The sequence below is a fragment of the Dysgonomonas sp. ZJ709 genome (assembly GCF_011039195.1).
In the GTDB taxonomy this organism is placed as follows: Bacteria; Bacteroidota; Bacteroidia; order Bacteroidales; family Dysgonomonadaceae; genus Dysgonomonas.
Genome location: NZ_JAAKEM010000028.1, coordinates 21,723 through 44,562, shown reverse-complemented (window position 1 = coordinate 44,562; position 22,840 = coordinate 21,723). Strand labels below are relative to the sequence as shown.

Genomic DNA, 22,840 nt, shown 5'->3' with positions numbered 1-22,840 from the left:
ATACCTTATCAACATGAATGGACAGTCGTACAGAGTTAAAGAAACTAAAAAAATGTTACAACCTGATGAAGAATAAATATCTTTAGCCAATCTCATCCGAGACACTTAGTGGTATACTTTTCAATTACTAAGTGGACTACTTTTCAATTATATTATACAATATATATTCTTGAATAATCTATATTGATATCAACTATTTTATAACAATAAAGAATTTCATAAAGACTGAAAGAGCATAATAATTGGTGGCTGACAGATGAGCGATCAGTATAGAAAGTAATATTGCAAATATGACAGTAAAGAGCAAACTATACAATTATTGACCAGCTTGCTAGCATACCTGATAAGTATAAAGATAATGAAGTATAACGGAAAATATAGCTGAGTGCTTTTCATGAACTCTAGCAGACAAACAATTTGCAATCCACAACTTGCTTGATGAGACTTAAGCTTTTAAAACATATAAAAATAAATTTATTGAGACATTAGCAGAACAACCAATGAACCTGCCAATACGATTCCCAATTATACTTTTTGAATCTATATCTCTATTTATCAATTATATTCTGTTGAGGTGAGAATTCTATAGCATGTGTCAAACGGCTAAGGCATATCAACAAGATTAACCCATTTTAGATTTCTATTGGCTTACATTACACCAGAGTACATTTGTTCATTAGTTACTCCTATATACTATAGAAATAATTTTTGACTAAATTAAAGAATCATTTAACTCTACTTTTAGCTATCTGTACATATAATATGTAGCTCTTTATATATATTGAACTTCATCAGGCAATTATTCGGTTTAATTATTGATAATAAATAAATTAGATCAATGTATTGGGTGCGGATAAACTCTGAATTTTCCAACCCACATATATTTACCGTCCTTTTCTGAATATTAGTAGAGTTATTAATATATTGGAACTGGCATTTGTTGGATTATATTCTAGAATTGCGTTATTGTCTACAATTTCAATTTCATAAAATATGCATGTCTAATAATCAGAAATCCGGTTTTTAGATCAGAACAGTTTATCTGTGTAATGAAATCAGACGAAATATGATGAAACGTTATGACACGTATTTTTATTTTACATCAAGATATAATAAATTAGCAATCAATAATTTAAAAACTATTAATTTTAAAAAAGATGGATATTATCAATATCGAAAAACAGACATTCGAAGAAATGTTAGTCAGGTTTGGCCTACTGGCTGACCATATAAAATTATTATGTGAGAAATATAGCAGCAAAAAATTAGGAGAGTGGCTCGACGGGCAGGATGTCTGCCTGGTGCTGAATATTTCACCACGCACCTTGCAGACTTATCGGGACTGCGGTAGGATTGGATTCTCTCAGATTAATCATAAGATTTATTACCAATCAAGTGTTGTCGCAAAATTAATCAATAACAACAATATTAACCCTAAAAAAGAAAAGAATGAAACTGATCACAAGGAACGATGAAAAAGTTATCTCTTTTTTCAATTCAATGAACCGAATTTACGAGTCATTGAAAAAGCTGGAAGAAATAAAGCCATTATTCAATGGAGAGCGCTACCTGACAGATAAGCAACTTTCCCAAAAGTTGAATATCAGCAGACGTACACTACAGGATTACCGGACTAAGGGTATGTTATCATATATCATGATAGGTGGGAAAGTATTATATAAAGAGTCCGATATACAAAAGATGCTTGATAATGCTTATTTGAAAGCCTGGAAGGAAAATAACATTTAATATAATAATATTATGGATAAATATATCTACGAATCTATTTTTAGAAAGCTTGAATCCATTGAAAAAATACTTACTGAAATTAAAAAATCAGGAACAATCAGTATTACGATGGAGCCAGATCCTAAACTTATCAAAATTGATGAGGCAGCTATAATAACAGGATATTCAAAAAAATACCTCTACATCTTGGTACATAAAAAAGTAATTCCTTTTTACAAGAGAGGCAAAGCAATACGTTTTGACCCTGAAACCTTGAGGGAATGGATGAGAAATAATAACATTCAAAATAAAGATATATGAAAGTAACAGTTTCATTATTAATAAATAACAGATATCTTAAAAAGGATAATACCTATGCAGTAAAACTTGCAGTTTATTTTGATGACAAATGTAAAAGGTACACTTTACCAAATAAGGTTTCGATGACGAAAGAAGAGTGGGATAAGTTGAACCAAAAGTGGCTTCGCAACAATGATTTAATCCAAAAAAGAGATTATATCACTGAAGAAAAGTCAAGAGCCTTTCATATAGTTAAAGAGCTTGGAGATAATTTTTCTTTTGAACAATTTGAGGCAATTTATAAGGGTAAACATATAAATAATAATCAAGTTCAACTATATAGACTATATCAGGAAATCATTGATTATTTATCTATTGGGCACAGATTAGGGATGTTGAACTGCCATAAAACAGCAATGAAGTCCATACAAAGTTTCGCACCTAAATTGAAGCTAACGGAAATTACGCCTATGTTCCTCAAAAATTATGAGCAATGGATGCTGGATAGCGGGAATTCAATAACAACAGTGGGTTTTTATTTACGTTCTCTACGTGTTATTATGAATATTGCCCGTAACCGTAAACTAATAACAGATGAGATGTACCCGTTTGGGTCCGGTTACAAAGGGAAATATGAAATACCAAGAGGCCATAATATTAAAAAAGCATTGAGTACAGATGAATTAAAAAGTATTATAAATGCGAAATGTCATACTAAAGAGGCGGAATTTTCGCGTGATATATGGTTATTCAGTTTGTATTGCAATGGCATGAACATGGATGATATCTTTTCTCTGAAATATGAAGATATTCAAGATGACTATATCCTATACCGTAGGGGAAAGACTCTGCGGACAATCAAAGAACAAAACCCTTTGGAGGTTTATTTGTCTAAACCGGCTTTATCGATCATAAAGAAATGGGGAAATAGGGATAAGTCAAGAAAAAACTATATCTTTTCTATATATAACTTGTCAATGACTCCAGAAGAAAGACATCGCAAAAAGTATCTGACCATACGACAAATTAATGGATACATGCAACGCTTGGCGAAGAACTTGAATATTCACTCCAAAATATCCACTATTGTGGCAAGACATACTTGGGCAACCATGTTAAAAAACAATGGAGTCTCAGTAGAAGAAATTTCCGAAAGTTTAGGGCATGTAAACCTGATTACAACCCAAAGATATCTTGATTCCTTTCCTAAAGAATATCACAAGAAGAATGCAGATAAATTATTGGACTTGCTTAAGTAAACAGAGATATGTAGAAGACAAAATAGACTCACTGACTCTTAATCAGGGGGTCACTGGTTCAATCCCAGTTGGGACCACTTAAAAATCAAGCAGTTAAGCATATTTCGCTTAGCTGCTTTTTTAATTTGCACCACAAATTTGCACCACAGGTATTTTGAGATGATAGTGTTCCTTAAGTAATGAAATTTTCTTTATTCAATATTTTGCTCCACAACTTTTGAGGAATATCCGAAAACAGTAGTTTAGTGAGCAATGATTGATCTCAAATACCGTTTTATCATAGCAACCAATCAAGTGGATTCACTCAAAATCTCTGAAATCGAAAATGTCTTTGAGTACAATAGGCATGAGGATACAATACAGATAATCAGAAAACACATTGAATATCATAAGCTTGCATTAGAACTACATTCCCCAAATATGGAGAAAGCTAGACTCAAGGAAGAAGAGATTAAATGACTAAAGAAAGAGGCAAGTATGTTATAATATTATAAGCGAAATTAGTGTTGGAACCCATAATATTCAGTTTTATATAAATATCGAGAATTTTAAAGCCTAAGTACAAGGGGCAAAGAATTTATTTTGTCTGTATGCAGTTAATGATAACAAGAAAATTTAATATGTTATAAAGCACAGATCATTGATTGTTGATTTTTTTTATGTAATTTTAGGTATTATATAATAAAAGAACAAAATGATATGATAGAGAAATTTAGCATACCTATTAATTGTTTTTGTCCTGTAACTCATCCTGTAGATAAGTGTGCAATAGCTTTCTGACGTGTATGAGAACATTCTAGAAATGAATATAAGAACGAATAGAATGTATAATAATTATTAAAAGATGAAAAATGACTGAGGAAATTCTAATGCGTTACCTTATCAGACAGACAGATATGAAAGAAGATATTGTAATTGAAAGTTGGATAAGAGAGTCGAATGATAACAAGGAAGTTTTAGAACAATTATATTTTATATTAGTCGCCACTGACAAACTAAAGATAATGGAATCTGTAGACACAGACATTGCTCTATGTAGATTCAAATTTAGATTGAAGTATAAGCGCTAAAAATAAATACAGAAATATGAATATCCAATTTAATATTTTACATATGACTAAGAATTTTCCCTGAAAAGATGGGTCTCCACTGCTTATATTTTTTATCTTTAGCAGATAGTTAACTTTAAATATCATAAATACTACTAAGAAAGGCTGCACCTATGAAGAATCTATTATCATCAAGTACAAGAGATAATACTCTAACATCCATGCTATATTTTTTGAAAGTAAAACACACAAAATCATATGCAAATAAGCATTTTAATGAGCATCCACATAAATATAATATGCTAGGATTATCTAAAATGTTATCTCATTTTGGAGTCGAAAATCTAGGTGTAAAGGCAAATGATAAAGAGGAAGATATTCTCGCCTTAGAGACTCCCTATATCGCTCATATAGGAAGTGATTTTGTGACCGTGTACAAAGTGACAGAATCAGAAATAAGTTTTATTCGAGATGGAAAGGAAATAACAGTCTCACTGGAAGAATATCTCAAAATATGGTCTGGAGTAGTATTACTTGCTGAAACCAATGAGAATTCTATGGAGCCAGAATATAAGAAAAATAGGAAGAGTGAATTTTTAGGCAGAATACAAAAAATGCTGTTAATCCTAGCTATAGCAGTTCTTTCTATTATTTTGCTTATTCATAATGATATATACCATAATATTGGCTTAATACTCTTACTGATACTATGTGTAATTGGAGTCTATATTGGTTATTTGCTCGTTATTAAGCAATTGAATATTCACAGCAACTATGCAGATAAAATATGTTCACTATTCAGTAAAAGTGATTGTAATGACGTATTAGATTCACCAGCTGCTAAGTTTATGGGTATAATCAGTTGGAGTGAACTGGGTTTAAGTTATTTTACATCCAATATTATTCTCATTTTATTTGCCCCTTCCTTATTGTCTTTCTTGGTGATAATAAATATTTGTGCAATTCCCTATAGTTTTTGGAGCATTTGGTATCAAAAGTTTAAGCTTAAACAATGGTGTCCACTTTGCTTAGTTGTTCAAGTATTATTTGGGGCTTTATTTATTGTAAATCTTACATATGGATTTGTACAAATACCTGATTTTACAATTATTAGCTTCTTATCAGTTGGTACAATCTATGCTATACCTTTTTTTACTATAAATTTAGTATTACCTAAATTCACAGAGGAGCGGAAAATAGAACGCATTACTCAAGAGTTTAATAGCTTTAGAATAAACGAGAATGTATTTCTACCACTATTAAGAGATCAACCTCGTTATGAGTTAAACAAAAATACTTCACGCATTCTTTTTGGAAATCCTGAGTCTAAAAATCTACTTACCATATTTACCAATCCACATTGTGAACCATGCGCAAGGATGCATATGCGGGTGGAGAACCTCTTAAGCGAAGTAGAGAATAATTTTTGCATACAATATGTACTTACCTCGTTCAATACAGATTTAGATTCAAGTAGTGAATTTCTTATATATATAAACAACAACAAATCAATAGAGGAACGAAATAAAATCTATCATGAATGGTTTCGAGGAGGGAAATATAAGAAAGAAGAGTTTTTCAGAAAATACAAATTCACATATAAGAGTGTAAGTGAAGAGTATAAGCAGCATAAAATATGGAAAGAACAAGCAAAACTAATGGCCACGCCTATCATCATTCTAAATGGATTTGAATTGCCCAAAAATTATAATATTGAAGATTTGAAGTACCTGATAATTTAAATGTCGATTAAAGTAGCCCACTGAAAAATCTCAGAGCAACAGAAAAAAAAGAAATGTCTCAAACAATTCAAAATATGCAAATCCCTAAAATAATACACCAGATATGGTCAGGCGTTGATGAGTCTCTTCCCAAACACTTTGAGATATTAAGTGAAACATGGAAGGAACACCATCCTTCTTGGAGATATATAGTTTGGAATAATCAAATGATGAATTTATTTGTTCAGGAGCATTATCCTCTATTTTGGGATGTATACAGTGCTTTTCAGTACAATATTCAACGATGGGATGCCATTCGTTACTTGATATTGGATAAATTAGGAGGAATGTATGTAGACTTTGATTATGAATGCCTTGAAGCACACGACTCTTTACTTAAGACAAAAATATGCTGTTTTGCATCGGAGCCAGGAGAAAATGGAAGCGAATTAAATGGGAAGAAGTATTTCTTTAATAATGCCTTGATGGCGTCTGTACCCAATAGTCTTTTTATGAAGACTATCATAGATTTTGTATTTTCATACAATAGAAATGAAAGAGAAAAATACAATTATCCAAAAGGATTTGAGGTGTTGATTACGACAGGTCCCATAGCTTTAAATAAATTATATGAAGAGTACGAAAGCAAAAGCGATGTTTATATAATACCTTCTAAGCATGTTTCTCCTATTACATCGGGTGAGTCACGACAGATTTTATTAGAGAATAGAACCGACAAGGAAATAGAAGAAAAGTTTCAAGAAGCCTACTCCGTTCATTATTTCTTTAGTGAATGGATGAGAACAAAAAACTAATAGAAAAATATTGATTCTAAATAACTATTGTTAAGTTGCAGAACGATAGTAAAAGAAGCATAGTCTGCAATACTTTTAAACTTATTAATTATGAAAGAATTCAGCAAATTGAAATTAAAAATGTTCACTGAAATGAATGAAGTAGAAATGAAGAATATTATGGGCGGCGGCGGATATGGTGAAAATGGTGATGGCTATTGTAGAATGACTTGTAATGGGGAAAATCGATATATAACCTGTTATGGTGTGTGTATAAATGAAACTCCGCATACTATAAAATGTGTGACAGACCAAAACATGGTATCTGGAAGCATTTATTGTCCTCCAAAAAGTTAATTCAATAAATAGATATCGGAAGAAAGTGTTCTTTCTTCTGATATCTATAAAAAGTAGTTTTAATTTTAAGAAAGAAAAAATGGATAGTAGAATTGTAGTGAAATGACTAATCCCTGACTATTACCCTACTCGACGCTATAGATTGTGACTCTACATGCCTACGCATGATAGTCAAGAGGCATAACACCTACTATCTTGCAAAACTTGCATGAGAGAAGTTTTACCCTCGTGAGAGAGAGTACATCGGTATTAGTGATACAAGTATCAGTTTCTTACAAATGAGGTGTGTATTGGATTCGAACACTTAGTAAATAGAGTTGGATTACCTTGTATATTGATAACTATTAGGCTATATTAAGTAAGTGATAGGTTTATTCACCCCTTATAGGATGCTAAGAAAAGTTTAAAATGGTTGAACTAAACCCACAGTAAAGAATATAAAGAGCAAACTTTTGAAAAGAAGATTAGTTTCATAATTGAGGATAAAAGGATTTGCCTTGAAAATATATATTTAAATTATGATGGCACCGATAAGAGGCTATGTGCTAGATAATTTGTCTTTTAATAGACTAGACTTAAGGAAAATTAACTGATATAAGTTAAGATTAAGCTAAATGACTTCAAATAAATACAATATTAAGAGTGATGGAAATATCCTATTGTGTGCCAGTTACAGTAATGATTCCTGTTTATAATGCGGAATCGTTCTTACGAGAAACAATTGATTCTGTTCTTTGTCAGACATATTATGACTTTGAACTTCTCCTACTAGATGATGGTTCTACTGACAGTAGCATTGACATTATTAAGTCATACAAAGATTCTCGAATATGTTATATCTCTTGTTCTCATGATTTTGTTGGAACTCTTAATAAAGGACTTGATATAGCCAAAGGTAAATATCTTGCTCTATTAGATCATGATGATCTGATGATGCCTCACAGACTGCAAATGCAGTATAATTATTTAGAATCCAATCTTAACATCATAGCTTGTGGAGGTTATATGCATTCTTTTGGTTGGTACTCAAAAGAAATTAAAGCTCCATTAGAATATAATGAGTTGATTAATGAAATGATTATACGAAGTCCAATGCTTAACCCGACTGGATTTATTCGAAGAGATGCTATAGTGTCACATAACATTAGATATCAAAAAGGCTATTCATTTGCTGCCGATTTTAAGTTTTGGGCAGATCTTGTCAAGGTTGGAAAAGTAGTAAATATACCGAAAATACTTACCCTATATAGGACATATAATCAACAGACTAGCATTGTTTTTCGTAAAGAGTCGTCTGTTGGAGCACATAGTATTCAACTAGAAATAGTTGAATATTTGTTATCTCTAGTTGATAAGAAAAGTAGAATTTATGATACCCTAAATGAGAAACTTATTCCTGCTCTGGATGATTTAGGAGAATTGTCATTTTTTTCGGAAAAAGTTTTTTTCTCTTTTATGTATGAAGTCATTAAGGGTATTCACAAAGAAGAAGCAATAATGTTATGAAAACTCTAAAAATCCATTGTTAGGGCTTCATTTCAATTGGAATTATTATACATCTGTAGAGGTAGGTTCGGACAAATGACAGTTGTTCTGTTAGTTAAATACCTCTTTGTGTTTATTTTAAAATAATCCTTAGAAATGCCAATTACTAAAATAGAATGAAAAACAATATAAAAATAGGGTATCTTATTTCTTATGATTACAAGTATATGAAATATTCTCTCCCAACAGTTTATTCCTCCGTTGATTATATTGTACTTGCGATAGATAAAGAAAGAATAACATGGAATGGGGAATCCTTTGAAATAGAAGACTCTTTTTTTCACTGGGTAGAATTTTTTGATACTGAAAAAAAAATACATTTTTATGAAGATGTTTTTTATCTATCTAATCTTACCTCTATGGAATGTGAGACAAGAGAGAGGAATATGCTTGCGCAATTTATGGGAGAAGGTGGATGGCATATACAAATGGATGTTGACGAATATTTTTTAGACTTTGCAGGTTTTGTAGAAAGCCTCAAGTCACTGGATACAAATATCCCAACCACTATATATGCTAAATGGATTACTATCTTTAAACAAAGTGATTCAGATATGTTTCTTATTAATTCTAATGAGACCTTTCCATTAGCAACAAATACTCCTTCGTATAAAATGGCAAGGAATACAGGGCGACTAGAAAGAAATTTAAGTACAGATTTCAAGGTATTACATCAAAGTTGGGGTAGAAGTGAAGAGGAATTAATGTTGAAATTAAGGAACTGGGGGCATAATATTGATTTTGAAATCAATGCTTATTTTAATTTATGGAAAGCCATAAATAGGCACACTTATAAATATATAAAGGATTTTCACCCAACAAATCCGACTTTATGGAAAGCCTTAGAGCACGTGGAGGCTAGGGATATACCCATGTTAATAAAAATATTTCAAGAATAATTTTTTTACACAAATAGTCGGAGCTATCACCCCATCACCCCATACTCTTTAATCCTCTCCTTACAAATACGTTTAGTAATATCCCGAAGAAGTTCCACTTTCAGCAACAAAGCATCAATATCCTCCCTCGTCACCAAAAACTTAGGATTATACCGAGCCTCCACATAAGCATCCTTTAACAACGTAAACAACCGCTTCTCCTCCGCCGTATGCTGAGGGAAAACCTTTGCCAAATCCTCAGAGTAATGTTTAACCGACGAAGACAGCTTAGCTAAATTATGTTGCTTATTACTCCTCAACGTAAAAGCCAAGCGGATAGTATGATAATAATTTTCAGAGGCTTGGTGAAGTTGAAAAGAAGCCATTACATATTTGCCTTTTTCATGAGCGAACAAAGTTTGTTCTAAAAAATCATTTGCTCTTGTAAACTTGTCATTAAAATATTCTTCTGCCTGTAGCTGTATCTCTTTAAAATTCAGCTTTCTTCTTCTCGCAAGTTTAAATTTACCGCTATCATAGAGGATTATACCCTCCTGCTTTAGTTGAGTATAAAAGTATCTGCCCTCCTCCAACTGACTATTAAGCGTCTTAATATCCTCGTTGATAAACTGAACAGGCGTTTGCGTTTCAGGGTTTTTGTAATACAGATTATCTATATTATCCAGAGCATGCGAGGCTTTCTTATTGAGCATACCGCTTGTAACGACCAAAATATCATAATCGGACATAAACAATGTAGGTATGCCGAACTCTACACGCTCATCATATTCCACATACTTACCTGTAGCATAACTACCGTAAAGAATAATCATTTCCGCTTGTGGCAGGCGTTCCCTTATCTTACTGACAAGAAAATACAAGTCTTCCTGTTTACGCTTGGGCAGATGTGAAATTGACTTTTTCATGAGAAAGTATTTTGATACGAACAAAAATAGTTAATTATTAGTTTACAGCCACTTTATAATTTTATATAAATGCAACGTAGATATAAAAATAAGAAATAACTTTTATATTTGTAATAATAAACTCCGGCTGTGATTTTTATTTGCCCCACGCACCTTTGCGGGCAGATAACACAAACCCCGCAGGCGAAGCACGAAGCTGAAACTAGTAATCACAAAAGCTTGCTACCCTTAGCAGGCTTAAAAGCGGATGTTTATGAATCAGAAAAATAACGATTTCACGCACCTGGTCGGACACGCATGTTCAGCCCTCCCCCTGTCTCACCTGGCAGTAAAAGAGAAGTACAACAACTATCCTGTATGCCTGATAAGATATATGGAAAAAGGCAATCTCCTGGATTATGTGGAAGTCAGTTTTGACAAAGAGAATGCCTCCCTGACCTTTATTATGGACAAAGAAGATAAGTGCTATTCAGCATCAATCCATTTCTATGAACCCAAAGATGAGACCTTATTCATCATCTTTTTACGTCAGTTCTCAAAATATTACAGTTACAGAAAAAAGTGCTGGATATTGAAAGACTCGATTTATTGTAAAATAGAAGAAAATGAAGGAACACACTTCTATTTTTATAAAATGCCGACTCCATAAAAATTGGAACAGAATCTTAAGCCAAAGGCAGTTTTTCTGCCCTTGGCTTAATTGGTCAATCATTTCTCTTTAAGCATTTTAATCTCACTATCCAGTTTCTCATTCTCTTTTCTGTTCCTTTCAATCTGCTCCTGCTTCTCGATCTGCTCCCTCAGCTTCATTTCATAATCAAGAATTTGATTCTTCAAACCCTTTACCTTCTTTATACTGTCGGGAGAACCAAACATACGCTCCAGATGAAACACATCATCGGTATAAATACCACCGTTCATCTTCACAAAACGGTATTTCCAATCAGCATCCGTCAACTCATTATTGGTCTGATACTGATTATAATTACCCAATAAAGAACACAATAAACCGAGTGAAATAAGAACAATAGCAATAAAGTTCCTGCTCTTTTTAAAATCAATCAAATATTCATTCCTTACTATACTTGGCATTTTAGCTATCTGCCGTAACTCTTCCACCTTTTCATTCAGAAATTCGGCAGATGCTTTATTGGCTTCTTCCTGCAATCGGGTCGTAACACTAATTACAGCATTAACAAACTTTTTTAAGTCTTCTTCGTCTATTGCTTTCTTAGCCTGCCCGATCGTATCGGATATCTTATTCAACAGATCGGTGTTCAGAGCAGATTCGATATTACTCTGATTGCCCTGTTCATTTTTCTTGTTGAACTTTACACACTCTTCTTTTATCTCGGACAGCGTTTGAGAAAAGCTATCGAGCATAATTTCCAAATCCTGATTTTCTGTTTTCATACTTATCTGCTCCTTCCTATTTTACGATTAGTCTTCTTATTAATTTTCTCCTGTTCATATCTCATCCGTCTGGCAAACTCCTCTTCCTCGGCATCATTACCATGTGCTATAAAGCCAGTACCCCATGAATCAGACTTAGACAATAAAGCAACATTATTGCTATCTGTTTCCTGAGATGGTTGGATAGTTCGCTGATTAGTTTGCTCGTTACTCGGTCTCTTACTTGGTTGGTTCGTTTGCCTTTGTCGTTGTTCTTGTTCTTGCTGCTTCTGCTGCCTTTCCTGCAAGAGTTTGTCTATTTTGGAATAGCTGAAACTGCGATCCAGATCAGAACCTTTGAAGCTGACAGTACCTGCCGTAAAAGAGATACCCTGCACCTCGCTGGTCTGCCCCTTGTATTGAAAGACAATCTCGATTCCTTTTTCTTTCAACAGCCTGTTAAAGTCATTCCTGTTGGCGGACTTATCCAAAGCACCCTTAACAGCATTATATACCTGATACTTGGTTTTGTCCTTCCCTCGCAGTCGATGCTGTTTGACTTTCTCTTTGCCTTTACCATAGGTTAAGCCGTATTTATCCTTTAGTTTTTTACATACAGCCTCATTTCTATATCGGTCGTTTTTATCACTTATTACTTTACCGTTATTGTCAATACGGTTATAGACTAAATGAACATGGGGAATCCCATTGTCGAAATGACGGACTAGTATATACTGGGTATCTCTTATATTCATACCCTCCATATACTCTTTAGCCAGTTTTATCATAGCTCCATCACTTAAGCGGTCTTTATCCTCTATGGAATAGCTTAAAGAAATATGTCCTACAGGATGCTTTATCTTGGGTTTCATTAACCGTTGGGTATGGAAACTTTGCACAATGCTTTCGAGACTACCTAGCAATACACCGTCAAAAGAAAGAAGCTTGGCTTCTTCTTTATTCATTACATAGCGGACGCATCCGTTAAAAGCTGCTCTTTTCATAACTTTTCCAATCATGTGACAGTTGGTTAATGATATTTACAATTACTGCTTTAAGATTTACCAGATCTTTAGCGACATGGGTAAAGCCCTCCTTGTTGGCAGCACGTGCCAGTTGGTTCAGGTTATTGGCTTCTCCTGAGAGCTTGCGGAGGGTTTCCGCATCGCTTTTACTTATTCGCTGAACAATCTTGCCCGAGAGTAAAACGGCACGTGTAAACTTGCTTAAAGTCACTCCTGCGTCTTTGGCTCTTTTCTTTAGTGCCTGGTATTCTATTTCCAGAAAGCGGGCACTCAGCACTTTCTTTTTGGTCTTCTTTCCGACCAGAGATTTATTAGATTCAATAATATTTTTATTCATAAATAATTCAATAATTAATTTAAAAAGATACTTATTAGATAAACCCTCCGAATAAAATTGCCGACCATCGGGAGCAATTTTCCTCTTTGGCGATAGCCAAAGCAAGGTGGGAAATGTATACATTTCCATAACCTTGCCATGAGCGGTCTTTAAGGGGGATAGCTGCTGCCCGAATCAGCAGATGGGGATAAATATACAGCCTTATAGCTGCTGTTCGGACAGAGGCAAAGGATCAGGATTCAGGAAACCCGGCACACTGAACAGGATGTTTTAACTGAGGTCAGTGCAATGAGTATTTCCTTTCAAGGGACACCACAATAATTCATCGGTCGGGGAGCGCCCAACGGCTAGGGGGGAGACCACTCCTCCCGACGAGTGTAAAACGGATACTGTAAAAATCATTGTTGTGTATCCTCCTTTAGCTTTCTTAATCCCAGATCGACAATCTTGGGTTTGCCTGCTCTCATCCATGCGTCCAGTTCCTCCAAGTCGAACCGCAATGATTTACGAACTCGTATAAACGGAATCGCATTTTGATTTACGAGGTTGTAGATGTACTTTTTCTCAAAACCTGTAAATTCACTGGCTTCTTTCAGTTTGACTAATTTCTTAGGATTTTCTTCTTTCTCTTTTTCTCTGAGAAAAGGAAATACTTTGGGAATAAGCTTTTCATCAATAACTTCACTTACCCATTTCTTAATGAGCTGTTCCAACGATTTTTTATTAAACAATTCTTCCATAAAGCAAATAATTTTGGTGATACAAAAAATTTCTATGGAGCAAATATCTTAATAATCAAAAAGTTATGGAATTAGAAGTATTTATATGTGTAATGCAATGTAATACAGCGAATTATCACACACTGAGATGGTGTAGTATTTCCTATATTATTCATAGTATTTGATTTTAGAATACTATTGTTCAGTTTCGACCGAAAATAAATAATTTGAAGCATGAGAAATTGTGTGTTTTGCTCAGTATTAATAGAAAAAGCCCCCTTATAATGGAAAGTTTCCAATATAGGGGGGACATTTTTTCGAGAAAAAAATATATTATTTCTTTTCTTGATCTAAAATTTTCAGGAAGGTGTTTCCTCTTTCTGTTATTTGGAATTTTTGAGATGGATGATTTATGTTATTGGGGATGGTATGCTCAATAAGTTTGTCCTCAATCAATTTTGTGATTATTTTATTGAGCTGTCCTGAAACTTGTTTCTGCCCAAGTTCTACGGATAATTCCTTTCTCGATAAAGCCTTGTTTGTAAGTATTAATAGAATTTCCGCATACAATGATTTGTTTTGCAACTCTTGCTGTAACTCTTGCTGTAACTCTTGCTGTAACTCTTGCTGTAACTCTTGCTGTAACTCTTGCTGTAACTCTTGCTGCTTAACAAACTCCTTTTTTATAAACTGAACCTGAAACGATAATCCTGTTTCTCTCCACTTAAATTCTATATCGGGATATTCTTTCAATTCGTCAGCAATCATTTTTAACCCATTTCCCCACTGGTCGATAATGCCCAGACGCTTGAAAACAGGTGCAATTATTTTATTCTTTGCATCAGACTGACGGCTTTCCATTGCAGAATAGTCAATAGATGGAGGAAGTAGTCCGGGGCTTGTAATCTCAATCATATCATCATAGATGGCAACTTTTATGTCTTTCCCTGTCAAAGAATAATCACGATGGACGACTGCATTCCGTATAGCTTCTCTAATGGCTTTAAGCGGATATTCCCAACGAGATATCGTATAAACGCCTTCAACTGTAGCCCCTTTATTGATATGGCGAAGAACAAAGTTGTAGGCTTCTTCGGCTTGCATCGAAATGTCTGTGCTTATAGTTTTCTGATCTATAAACGTTTCGGACTTAGTGCCTTTAAAACGTGCACATTCGATTTTGGCAAAGTGAAACAAAGAATTACGCAAATTATCATCCGAAAATAATATAAGTGCCTGAGTTGGATATAATACCCCCTCAACGTCTTTTACAAGTTCTAACTTTTTCAGTGCTTGGAGGTCTAAATCTTCACTTGTCTTATCCTTGTATATTTGCTTGAAGCTGTCATATTTAAGTGCACTCAAAGGTTTATCAAGTACAATTTCACTATCAAAAGACAGATTTCGTTTTCGTCTTTCAAGTTCGCCAATAATATTTTCATCCGCCTGACGATTGGTTGAGCCGACACGTATAAAAGTACCGTGTAATTTCCCTAAATCCTTCACATAATAAGGAGGGGTATTTCCTCTGTATATAGTTACTCGTATAAGATGCTTGTCTCCTTCGGACAAAAATGTTATATCAGGAATTATTGTCGGATAACATTTGGTATAAATGATATTACTTATCTGCTCCTCGATGGAGGTCAAATCATCTTCGGGCAGACCAACCACTTCATGAGGATTATCTTTTACCCCTAGGAAAAGTTCGCCACCTGCGTCATTTGAAAATGCCACAATTGTTTTCGCTAAATCCGAAGTTTTAGGCAATTGCTCCTTAAACTCTAATCGGCGACCTTCTGGTTGAGATAATATTTTTTTAAAATTCATATGTTGCGTATATCTAAATTCTATGGTCTAATCAAAAACGAAAAACTCTTTTATCCTGTCTTTCGGCTTTATTTTGAGAAATTCATTTTGTGCGGTTTTTATTCTTTCACTCGTGTAATGCTCCAGTTTCTGATTCGGTATATTGGGATTTGGGCGAAAGTTAGAAGTAATATATTCCATTATAAATTGATCTTTGCCATCAAAGCCCTGACGATATATTTTACCTATTTCAATCCCCTCTTCAACAAATTGAACCAATTTTATAAGCCCTTTACTCCAAATAAGTTTATTGACTGGGGTAGCTCCCATCATTATTAAAACAAAATCACTCTTATATTCTGACAGAACACATTTATATGCTAATAGATTTTCCCAGACTCTTGTTATCCATTCGGGTTGCCTTCTTGAAATATGGGGTATTCCTGTTTCTTCTTCTTTTTGTGCTCTGTATTTCGTAAATAGGTAGTCTAAAGATTTCTCTGCTTTTGATTGCTTTTCCTTTGTTATAACATTCCTATATATGTATTCCTTCAATGTTATTTCTTGTTCGGTCAAAAATTTAATGGCTTCGTCAGCCGTAAATCCTCTTGCCTGTATTTGAAAATCCATGTAATGAGCATCAAAAGCAAAGTCGTTAAATTTCCATGAAAGATATTCCACATACAGACAGATACCAAAAAAGCTTTTTATGAAAAATGTAATTATTTTCCAACCGTACCTAATAAGAAAGTTTTTATCAGCTACATTTTCATTATTCCGATTGAAATAGTCATTCAGCCGAGAAAGTTTCTTCCTTAAAAGTATTTTTCTATATGTTGCTAATTCATCCATTTGCGAGTTTAGTTAGTATTTCTGCAACATCTTTTTTCTGGTCTTGCGTAAAACCTCCTAAATATTGCTCTGTGGTAGCAAAAGAAGCATGCCCGAATCCTTTTGAAATATATGCTGTTGATACCCCATTTCGTAAAAGTGTTGTCGCCCACGAATGGCGTGCCACATATGTTGTGACTTTTGCATCTATGCCCAAACGTTTAGCTATCCGCTTCATATAAGCATTAATACTACGGATGGTTATATGAGTTGTATGATAGATATCATCGGGGGTCATAGTACTATTTATTACATCAAATATATGATTTTTATTCAAACGTTCTTTATTTCCCCATCGTTTAATTATAGCTGCTACTGGTTCGGAAATAAATATTTCGAGAGGCTCTTGTATTTTTCGGGTTCGAATCGTTTTCTTACGATGAAAATAAATAAAATTACCATCTATATTTTCATATTTCAAAGCAAATATATCAGCCATATTCATTCCGTTGCAATAGAAGCTGAAAAGCCATAAATCACGAGCTTTGGCTTCTTCCTCGGTTAAAGGTTCGTACTTAACTATTTCGGTAATTGCAGATTCGTCTAATGCCTTTTTGATATTGTTTGCTTTAGGAATTTCATATTTGCGATGGCTTTTCATTCCGAAGGGGTATTGGTCTTCGCTGATTATTTTATCGGCTTTAGCTATGTTTATGATAGCTCTTAATGATCGCAGATAAATTCCAATAGTTGTAACAGATCTTCCATTCTCCAACATATGCCGTTCATAAGAATTGAGAAAATCTACGGTTACATTCTTAAATTCCAGTTTAGGGGAAAAGGAACGTAAAGATTTTAAAGCATCAATATAGGATCTTGCTGTGCCAATTCGTTTTTCATCTTCCAGTTTTCCAATGTACACTTCAAAGCTGCTATAAACATCCTGTTTGTCTGCCCTTTGTTTTATTTGCTTATCATAGAATAGTACTTCAAAAGCTTCAAAAGAAAACGTGTCGCCTAACAATTCAACAGTTTTGGTTGCTTTAACTCTTAGAGCCTCCATATCCGTTTTCAACTTCTTCAATACCTTATCTTTCAATTGAACCGAATTTAGCCTATCCCAATCTTCGGGGGAGAGAGAAAAATCCGTATTATATCTTTTCTTCTGCTTGTTGTAATAAATTACGAGTTTAACAGGACACCTCCCATCCTTTAAAATTCGGCGAGTGTCAAAGAATAATGTAGCTGTCGGTTGTTTGGAATAAAAGGTACTCATGGCATTGTCAATTGAAATTTTTTATGGCTCGTGGTGCAAATTAATTTGCACCAAAATTTGCACCACAAGTGTACAAAATATAATGATAATTTGCACCACGGTTAATATTTATTAACATTTTTAAAGTTTGTAAATAACTGTATATCAATTAGTAATGAAAAATTCTGAAATAGAATGAAATGGCTAAAATCTGACTCATAATCAGTATGCTTATTTTACTTTAGTTTCTTTTATATTTCAACTCTTACTACTGTTTTAAAATATCAAAAATGAGGTAATTGAATTTGTAGCCTGTCTGTCGCTCCAGTAATAATATTTTTTTATAATCTATTTTGCTTTTTCTTTAAATTTTAATGAATAACCCCGAGGCAAGCCCCGAGGTATCAAATGGACTTTATTATTTGTTTCCGACCCAAGGATCAGGGAATTAAACCACTTTAAGATTAAACTAACACCCTATAAAAATTACGAAACATTTAAGAATATTTTGAAGAATATCAGATGTAAAATATAATTATCATTCAATCTCATTATACCTTTCCTTTGCCAATCTGAATTTCCATCCCATAAAGTCCACCAACGACTGAGGCGAAAGAACCTTAATCGTATCAGCAAAACCGAAGAACTCCCTTTGAAGTTCCTGATTGATTACGACATTTAGTTCAAATATCATGGAGCCATCCTCTTGGGTTTCTATCAGTTTTTGGCTTTTATGGAAAGGCTTAGTCTGCACATAAGGAGCATTCTGTTGATCTACCCAGAAATGAACAGTTTCTGTTTTCATCCCAATGTTTTTAGTAACACCGATAACATCAGAGAAGAAAGTTTGGGAATCAAACAGATTATTATCTATAAATCGTTGTTTTTCTGCGATCTCGATATTATGTATCCTGTCCAAAGCCAGATTAATTAACGAGCCTTTTCGTCGTCCAAATACAAACCAGCGGTTACGGTATTCTTTTAGCAGATAGGGGTAAAAGATAAACGTATTTGCCGAGCGGGCTTTAAAGGAACGGTATTTTATATTTAGTACTTGTTTATTTACAATCGCATTGTAAATAACATCGAGATAGTCCAGTCCTTTCAGGTTCTCGTTTTTCTCAAAATCAATTACAGGAATGGTCTTTTGCTTTGCGGAGGTAACATGATCTTCCAATCGGCTGACAATATCTCCCATGTCTGAGAAATAAGAAAAGCCTTTGAATTGGCGGAGTACTTCAACAGCCACCGACATTGTTTTAAGGTCTTGTTCCGATAAAGGTGTATTGGTTATGCTGTAATCTTCATCCTCATATTTATAGTATTTGTTATCATAAACGACAATAGGTGCATTGTAACCCAGTTTTTCACTGCGCATCATCTGGATATCCATCTGTACAGTGCGTTTACTAATACCTTTATCTATACCTTCGTATTCATAGAGGGCATCTGAACAGGCATTTATCAAATCCTCAAGAGTCCACTGCCTGTATTTATTTTTCAAACAAACATCTATTGTTTTGTAGCGAATGAGGGCGTTACGGTTTACGGGCATAGTCTATTTCATTTAATCCTGAAGATGGATTTATTATCTGTATTTGTTCTAAATATAGTTTATTGAAAGTGAAGATAAAGTTTCGATAGACCTTCTCTCTATTTACAAAAGTTACGATATATGATATTTGATATTGATTATCTGAAATCTTCTGTAATTTACCCAATCGAGGTTTTGATAATATACCCATGGAGAGAAACATATTTGCTATAGAGTGGCAATACTTTTCAATATCTTCTTGTTCAATATACTTTTCTTTAAAATATGAAATCGCTTCAGATTTTGGATTTCTTAGATCAAAAGGAAAAATTATAAAATACTTTCCCCGGCTATTATCAGATAGTACGATTGCTTTATATTCCTCAACCATCCAACCTATCAATTCTCGATACTTTATCTGAAATATATCTATAGTATCCTGATATTTAGACCAAATTGAATCATTCAGAAGAACTATACTATTGTTTACATATTGAGGCTGATTACTAGAAATTGTTTCCGAATAAGGATATTCTTTCTTCAAATATTTCTCAATTTCCGCTGTATTTTGACTTGATGAAAATAGAGGAAACAAAAAAGATATTATCATTAAAAACACTTTCATATAATCTGTTTTCTCAAAAATAATAAAAATATTTCCATCTACGCAAAAATACTGCGCATTCTGTATTTTTCTTTGCATCATAAAACGATAAAAGTAAAATGAAAACAACCATACAACAAAAACTAAAAGACATAGAAAAAGAGCATAGCATAAAAATACATTATGCTTGCGAATCCGGCAGCCGTGCATGGGGATTTCCATCACCCGACAGCGATTACGATGTGCGATTTATATATTCACGCCCATTGGAAGAGTATTTGTCGATACAAACAAAGAAAGATCATTTGAGTTTCCCAATCAACGACGAATTGGATATATACGGCTGGGATATATCAAAGGTGCTACAAGTGATAGCTAAATCGAATACTACACCTTTTGAATGGTTACAATCGCCTGTCGTTTATCTCGAAGATAAAACATTCAAAGATGAATTATGGGCTCTCAGCCAAGACTATTTCTGCCCACGGAGCAATATACATCACTATTTGGGTGTTGCCAAAGGAGCGATGGAGACTATGCAAGCAGAAGAGATAAAAATAAAGAAGCTATTTTATGTTCTTCGTCCGTTGCTTGCGGCTCTTTGGTGTGCCAAACGCGATACGATAGCACCGATGAGTATATTTCCATTAATGGATTTATTGCCTGACGATTTACGCAAAAAGATTTTATCTTTGATAGATTTGAAATCGACAGCCGTTGAAAGCTATCCGATAAAAATAGATACAGAGATAAAATTGTGGATAGATAAAACTTTTGACTATAGCTCACAAGCATCAGGAACGATGGAAAGAAAAACACTTGATGTAGAATCTGCGAATATATTTTTCAGAAAAACAATATTGAAATGACCATACAGGAAATAAAAGATAAAGGCTTGCTGCTTTTCGAATGTATAAGTGGCAGCCGTGCCTACGGATTAGATACTCCTGAATCGGATACCGATCTGAAAGGTGTATTCTATCTGCCGAAAGATAAGTTCTACGGATTGGAGTACATCTCTCAGATAAGTAATGAGACGAATGATGAAGTGTATTATGAATTAGGGCGTTTTGTGGAATTGCTTTGCAAAAACAATCCGAATATATTGGAGGTATTAGCTTCGCCCGAAGATTGTGTCTTGTATAAGCATCCATTGATGGATAAACTCAAACTTGAAATGTTTCTCTCCAAATCGTGTAAAGATACTTTTGCAGGCTATGCTCATTCTCAAATACGCAAAGCCAGAGGATACAAAAAGAAGATTGTGAATCCGATGGAAAAAGAACGCAAAAATGTACTCGATTTCTGCTATATACTGGAGGGGCATACTTCCGTTCCTTTCATGCAGTGGCTTGAACGGAAGAAACTGAAACAAGAGCTATGCGGGCTTAGTTCGATACCGCATAGTAAAGGTTTATATGCTTTGTTTTATGACTACGACAGGAAATTTGGATATCACGGTATAGCTAACCATACCAATGCGAATGAAGTCTCGCTGTCTTCGATAGAGAAAGGAGAAAAAGAGATTGCTTATCTGAGTTTCAATATAGAAGCCTATTCAAGTTATTGCAAAGAGTATAAGGAGTATTGGGATTGGGTGGCAGACCGAAATGATAACCGCTATAGTACTAATCTGAATCATGGCAAGAATTATGATTCGAAAAATATGATGCACACCATACGCTTGTTACAAGTGGCGGAAGAAATATTACGGGATGGAACACTAAAGGTAAAGCGTCCAAACCGAGAACAATTGCTTGATATAAAATCGGGCAATATGGATTATGACGTCTTGTTGGCAATGGCTGATAAGTTGATGGAGAGTATAGAAAATTACGCTTTGACTTCATCTTTGCAGGATTTGCCTGATAAGGAAATGGCAGAAAAAGTGTTGGTGGGGATGAGGAAGGAATTGTATAAATGAGAAAAATATGATCATGGATAAAGAAGACTTATTAAAAATATCAAAAGCAGACTTAGCATCCTCAAAGGTGTTGTATGATAATGGAATATATCATCAGGCTTTTTCTACATTTCATCAATCAGTTGAAAAAGCTACTAAATTTTTAGCCCTATCCGTCGGTGGAATTTCAGAGAAAGATCTTAAAAATAAAATGAGTCATAATGGCATCAAGTTATTCGAGGAACTTTTTAGAATATTAGCTTCTAGAGTAGATTTTATACCCATAGACGAAATAAAATCTAATGATTTCAAGATGTTGATAGGGCAAATGAATGAAATGACAGATCCAGAGAGGGTAGCTTTTATAAAAGAGGAAATTCAGTCTCATGTTTTAGCTCCTTATCCAATTCCGATTAATGATCTTTCTATGCCACTACAACTTGTTCTCGATTATATGAAACAGCTTGGAGTAACAGACGAACGTATTGTTGGTCCAATGAAAGAATGTGATTATAGGTATCTTGAAAAAAGGATGATGACAAGTACCTTGAATACTATTATAACTGTAAATTTTACAGGTAAAGCTATACCACTGCTATTTAGTTTTACGGTATTTACAAACTATTTTAGGGCAGACGAGCTTAGATATCCAACCCTCAAATTAGGGAACCCAACTGAATACTTTTCTAAGAGTAATGTATATGTTCTCGAATTACCTTTTTTTATTGTGATGTTTGGAAAGACTTTAGAAATTTTGGAGAAAATAAATTGGACTATTGAAGATATACCCTTAAAAGAATAAAAGATATTTAAGAAAAAATCTACGCAAAAAGACTGCGTATCTCCTAGTTTCCTTTGCATCATAAATCAATAC

At 34.0% G+C, this 22,840-nt stretch carries 24 protein-coding genes; 14 read left to right on the top strand and 10 right to left on the bottom strand.

Annotated features, from left to right (window positions below):
• Positions 1 to 1,157: 1,157 nt before the first annotated feature.
• From G7Y56_RS15240 to G7Y56_RS15195, 10 genes are all read left to right on the top strand, one after another.
• Positions 1,158 to 1,475 (top strand): helix-turn-helix domain-containing protein, encoded by a 318-nt coding sequence (locus G7Y56_RS15240; protein WP_165044812.1) that lies wholly within the window; start codon positions 1,158 to 1,160, stop codon positions 1,473 to 1,475.
• Complete coding sequence (locus G7Y56_RS15235) at positions 1,450 to 1,749, top strand: helix-turn-helix domain-containing protein (RefSeq protein WP_165044810.1); 300 nt, start codon at positions 1,450 to 1,452, stop codon at positions 1,747 to 1,749. The genes G7Y56_RS15240 and G7Y56_RS15235 overlap by 26 nt, the downstream gene beginning before the upstream one ends.
• Positions 1,750 to 1,761: 12 nt before the next feature.
• A complete protein-coding gene (locus G7Y56_RS15230; protein ID WP_165044808.1) occupies positions 1,762 to 2,049 on the top strand; it encodes a helix-turn-helix domain-containing protein in 288 nt (95 codons plus the stop codon).
• Entirely contained in the window at positions 2,046 to 3,287 is a 1,242-nt protein-coding gene (locus tag G7Y56_RS15225) for a tyrosine-type recombinase/integrase (protein WP_165044805.1), read from the top strand. Before G7Y56_RS15230 ends, G7Y56_RS15225 begins: the two co-directional genes overlap by 4 nt.
• Positions 3,288 to 4,138: 851 nt before the next feature.
• Positions 4,139 to 4,357 (top strand): hypothetical protein, encoded by a 219-nt coding sequence (locus tag G7Y56_RS15220; protein ID WP_165044802.1) that lies wholly within the window; start codon positions 4,139 to 4,141, stop codon positions 4,355 to 4,357.
• Between the two features lie 152 nt (positions 4,358 to 4,509).
• Positions 4,510 to 6,078: a vitamin K epoxide reductase family protein gene (locus tag G7Y56_RS15215; RefSeq protein WP_165044800.1), complete on the top strand. Its 1,569-nt coding sequence runs from the start codon at positions 4,510 to 4,512 to the stop codon at positions 6,076 to 6,078.
• Positions 6,079 to 6,098: 20 nt separating this feature from the next.
• Entirely contained in the window at positions 6,099 to 6,872 is a 774-nt protein-coding gene (locus G7Y56_RS15210; protein WP_370457704.1) for a glycosyltransferase family 32 protein, read from the top strand.
• A gap of 90 nt (positions 6,873 to 6,962) precedes the next feature.
• Positions 6,963 to 7,208 (top strand): hypothetical protein, encoded by a 246-nt coding sequence (locus G7Y56_RS15205; RefSeq protein WP_165044798.1) that lies wholly within the window; start codon positions 6,963 to 6,965, stop codon positions 7,206 to 7,208.
• Between the two features lie 645 nt (positions 7,209 to 7,853).
• Positions 7,854 to 8,714, top strand: coding sequence for a glycosyltransferase family 2 protein (locus tag G7Y56_RS15200; RefSeq protein WP_165044796.1), 861 nt, complete (start codon positions 7,854 to 7,856; stop codon positions 8,712 to 8,714).
• A 155-nt stretch (positions 8,715 to 8,869) separates the two neighbouring features.
• Entirely contained in the window at positions 8,870 to 9,652 is a 783-nt protein-coding gene (locus G7Y56_RS15195) for a hypothetical protein (RefSeq protein WP_165044794.1), read from the top strand.
• A gap of 26 nt (positions 9,653 to 9,678) precedes the next feature.
• Here the strand turns inward: G7Y56_RS15195 and G7Y56_RS15190 are convergent, their stop codons facing one another.
• A complete protein-coding gene (locus G7Y56_RS15190) occupies positions 9,679 to 10,557 on the bottom strand; it encodes a HEPN domain-containing protein (RefSeq protein ID WP_165044792.1) in 879 nt (292 codons plus the stop codon).
• Between the two features lie 253 nt (positions 10,558 to 10,810).
• On the opposite strand from G7Y56_RS15190, the gene G7Y56_RS15185 reads away from it, so the two are divergent.
• Positions 10,811 to 11,206, top strand: coding sequence for a hypothetical protein (locus G7Y56_RS15185; RefSeq protein ID WP_165044790.1), 396 nt, complete (start codon positions 10,811 to 10,813; stop codon positions 11,204 to 11,206).
• Positions 11,207 to 11,265: 59 nt separating this feature from the next.
• On the opposite strand, the gene G7Y56_RS15180 is transcribed toward G7Y56_RS15185, so the two are convergent.
• The 9 genes from G7Y56_RS15180 to G7Y56_RS15140 form a co-directional block, all read right to left on the bottom strand.
• On the bottom strand, positions 11,266 to 11,970 hold the full coding sequence (locus tag G7Y56_RS15180) for a hypothetical protein (protein ID WP_165044788.1): 705 nt from the start codon (positions 11,968 to 11,970) through the stop codon (positions 11,266 to 11,268).
• Between the two features lie 2 nt (positions 11,971 to 11,972).
• Positions 11,973 to 12,968, bottom strand: a complete 996-nt coding sequence (locus tag G7Y56_RS15175; RefSeq protein ID WP_165044786.1) for a relaxase/mobilization nuclease domain-containing protein — start codon at positions 12,966 to 12,968, stop codon at positions 11,973 to 11,975.
• Entirely contained in the window at positions 12,934 to 13,311 is a 378-nt protein-coding gene (locus G7Y56_RS15170; RefSeq protein ID WP_165044784.1) for a MobC family plasmid mobilization relaxosome protein, read from the bottom strand. Before G7Y56_RS15170 ends, G7Y56_RS15175 begins: the two co-directional genes overlap by 35 nt.
• Positions 13,312 to 13,709: 398 nt before the next feature.
• Positions 13,710 to 14,051: a helix-turn-helix domain-containing protein gene (locus tag G7Y56_RS15165; protein ID WP_165044782.1), complete on the bottom strand. Its 342-nt coding sequence runs from the start codon at positions 14,049 to 14,051 to the stop codon at positions 13,710 to 13,712.
• Between the two features lie 312 nt (positions 14,052 to 14,363).
• Positions 14,364 to 15,860, bottom strand: coding sequence for an RNA-binding domain-containing protein (locus tag G7Y56_RS15160; RefSeq protein ID WP_165044780.1), 1,497 nt, complete (start codon positions 15,858 to 15,860; stop codon positions 14,364 to 14,366).
• Positions 15,861 to 15,887: 27 nt separating this feature from the next.
• Complete coding sequence (locus G7Y56_RS15155; RefSeq protein WP_165044778.1) at positions 15,888 to 16,691, bottom strand: hypothetical protein; 804 nt, start codon at positions 16,689 to 16,691, stop codon at positions 15,888 to 15,890.
• Entirely contained in the window at positions 16,684 to 17,946 is a 1,263-nt protein-coding gene (locus tag G7Y56_RS15150) for a site-specific integrase (RefSeq protein ID WP_165044776.1), read from the bottom strand. The genes G7Y56_RS15155 and G7Y56_RS15150 overlap by 8 nt, the downstream gene beginning before the upstream one ends.
• A 517-nt stretch (positions 17,947 to 18,463) precedes the next feature.
• Positions 18,464 to 19,480, bottom strand: a complete 1,017-nt coding sequence (locus G7Y56_RS15145) for a YafY family protein (protein WP_165044774.1) — start codon at positions 19,478 to 19,480, stop codon at positions 18,464 to 18,466.
• Complete coding sequence (locus tag G7Y56_RS15140; RefSeq protein WP_165044772.1) at positions 19,464 to 20,165, bottom strand: hypothetical protein; 702 nt, start codon at positions 20,163 to 20,165, stop codon at positions 19,464 to 19,466. Before G7Y56_RS15140 ends, G7Y56_RS15145 begins: the two co-directional genes overlap by 17 nt.
• Positions 20,166 to 20,182: 17 nt before the next feature.
• On the opposite strand from G7Y56_RS15140, the gene G7Y56_RS15135 reads away from it, so the two are divergent.
• The 3 genes from G7Y56_RS15135 to G7Y56_RS15125 are packed head-to-tail and all read left to right on the top strand — an operon-like array spanning position 20,183 to position 22,768.
• Positions 20,183 to 20,932: a nucleotidyltransferase domain-containing protein gene (locus G7Y56_RS15135; protein WP_165044770.1), complete on the top strand. Its 750-nt coding sequence runs from the start codon at positions 20,183 to 20,185 to the stop codon at positions 20,930 to 20,932.
• On the top strand, positions 20,929 to 21,987 hold the full coding sequence (locus G7Y56_RS15130; protein WP_165044768.1) for a DNA polymerase beta superfamily protein: 1,059 nt from the start codon (positions 20,929 to 20,931) through the stop codon (positions 21,985 to 21,987). Before G7Y56_RS15135 ends, G7Y56_RS15130 begins: the two co-directional genes overlap by 4 nt.
• 13 nt (positions 21,988 to 22,000) lie before the next feature.
• Positions 22,001 to 22,768: a HEPN domain-containing protein gene (locus G7Y56_RS15125; RefSeq protein ID WP_165044766.1), complete on the top strand. Its 768-nt coding sequence runs from the start codon at positions 22,001 to 22,003 to the stop codon at positions 22,766 to 22,768.
• Positions 22,769 to 22,840: the final 72 nt, after the last annotated feature.

Coding starts and splice junctions, on each gene's coding strand:
- G7Y56_RS15150 (WP_165044776.1), bottom strand. CDS start 17,946: ATGAGTACCTTTTATTCCAAACAACCGACAGCTACATTATTCTTTGAC.
- G7Y56_RS15225 (WP_165044805.1), top strand. CDS start 2,046: ATGAAAGTAACAGTTTCATTATTAATAAATAACAGATATCTTAAAAAG.
- G7Y56_RS15235 (WP_165044810.1), top strand. CDS start 1,450: ATGAAACTGATCACAAGGAACGATGAAAAAGTTATCTCTTTTTTCAAT.
- G7Y56_RS15170 (WP_165044784.1), bottom strand. CDS start 13,311: ATGAATAAAAATATTATTGAATCTAATAAATCTCTGGTCGGAAAGAAG.
- G7Y56_RS15220 (WP_165044802.1), top strand. CDS start 4,139: ATGACTGAGGAAATTCTAATGCGTTACCTTATCAGACAGACAGATATG.
- G7Y56_RS15165 (WP_165044782.1), bottom strand. CDS start 14,051: ATGGAAGAATTGTTTAATAAAAAATCGTTGGAACAGCTCATTAAGAAA.
- G7Y56_RS15135 (WP_165044770.1), top strand. CDS start 20,183: ATGAAAACAACCATACAACAAAAACTAAAAGACATAGAAAAAGAGCAT.
- G7Y56_RS15195 (WP_165044794.1), top strand. CDS start 8,870: ATGAAAAACAATATAAAAATAGGGTATCTTATTTCTTATGATTACAAG.
- G7Y56_RS15125 (WP_165044766.1), top strand. CDS start 22,001: ATGGATAAAGAAGACTTATTAAAAATATCAAAAGCAGACTTAGCATCC.
- G7Y56_RS15175 (WP_165044786.1), bottom strand. CDS start 12,968: ATGATTGGAAAAGTTATGAAAAGAGCAGCTTTTAACGGATGCGTCCGC.
- G7Y56_RS15205 (WP_165044798.1), top strand. CDS start 6,963: ATGAAAGAATTCAGCAAATTGAAATTAAAAATGTTCACTGAAATGAAT.
- G7Y56_RS15130 (WP_165044768.1), top strand. CDS start 20,929: ATGACCATACAGGAAATAAAAGATAAAGGCTTGCTGCTTTTCGAATGT.
- G7Y56_RS15180 (WP_165044788.1), bottom strand. CDS start 11,970: ATGAAAACAGAAAATCAGGATTTGGAAATTATGCTCGATAGCTTTTCT.
- G7Y56_RS15190 (WP_165044792.1), bottom strand. CDS start 10,557: ATGAAAAAGTCAATTTCACATCTGCCCAAGCGTAAACAGGAAGACTTG.
- G7Y56_RS15230 (WP_165044808.1), top strand. CDS start 1,762: ATGGATAAATATATCTACGAATCTATTTTTAGAAAGCTTGAATCCATT.
- G7Y56_RS15240 (WP_165044812.1), top strand. CDS start 1,158: ATGGATATTATCAATATCGAAAAACAGACATTCGAAGAAATGTTAGTC.
- G7Y56_RS15215 (WP_165044800.1), top strand. CDS start 4,510: ATGAAGAATCTATTATCATCAAGTACAAGAGATAATACTCTAACATCC.
- G7Y56_RS15145 (WP_165044774.1), bottom strand. CDS start 19,480: ATGCCCGTAAACCGTAACGCCCTCATTCGCTACAAAACAATAGATGTT.
- G7Y56_RS15200 (WP_165044796.1), top strand. CDS start 7,854: ATGGAAATATCCTATTGTGTGCCAGTTACAGTAATGATTCCTGTTTAT.
- G7Y56_RS15185 (WP_165044790.1), top strand. CDS start 10,811: ATGAATCAGAAAAATAACGATTTCACGCACCTGGTCGGACACGCATGT.
- G7Y56_RS15160 (WP_165044780.1), bottom strand. CDS start 15,860: ATGAATTTTAAAAAAATATTATCTCAACCAGAAGGTCGCCGATTAGAG.
- G7Y56_RS15155 (WP_165044778.1), bottom strand. CDS start 16,691: ATGGATGAATTAGCAACATATAGAAAAATACTTTTAAGGAAGAAACTT.
- G7Y56_RS15140 (WP_165044772.1), bottom strand. CDS start 20,165: ATGATGCAAAGAAAAATACAGAATGCGCAGTATTTTTGCGTAGATGGA.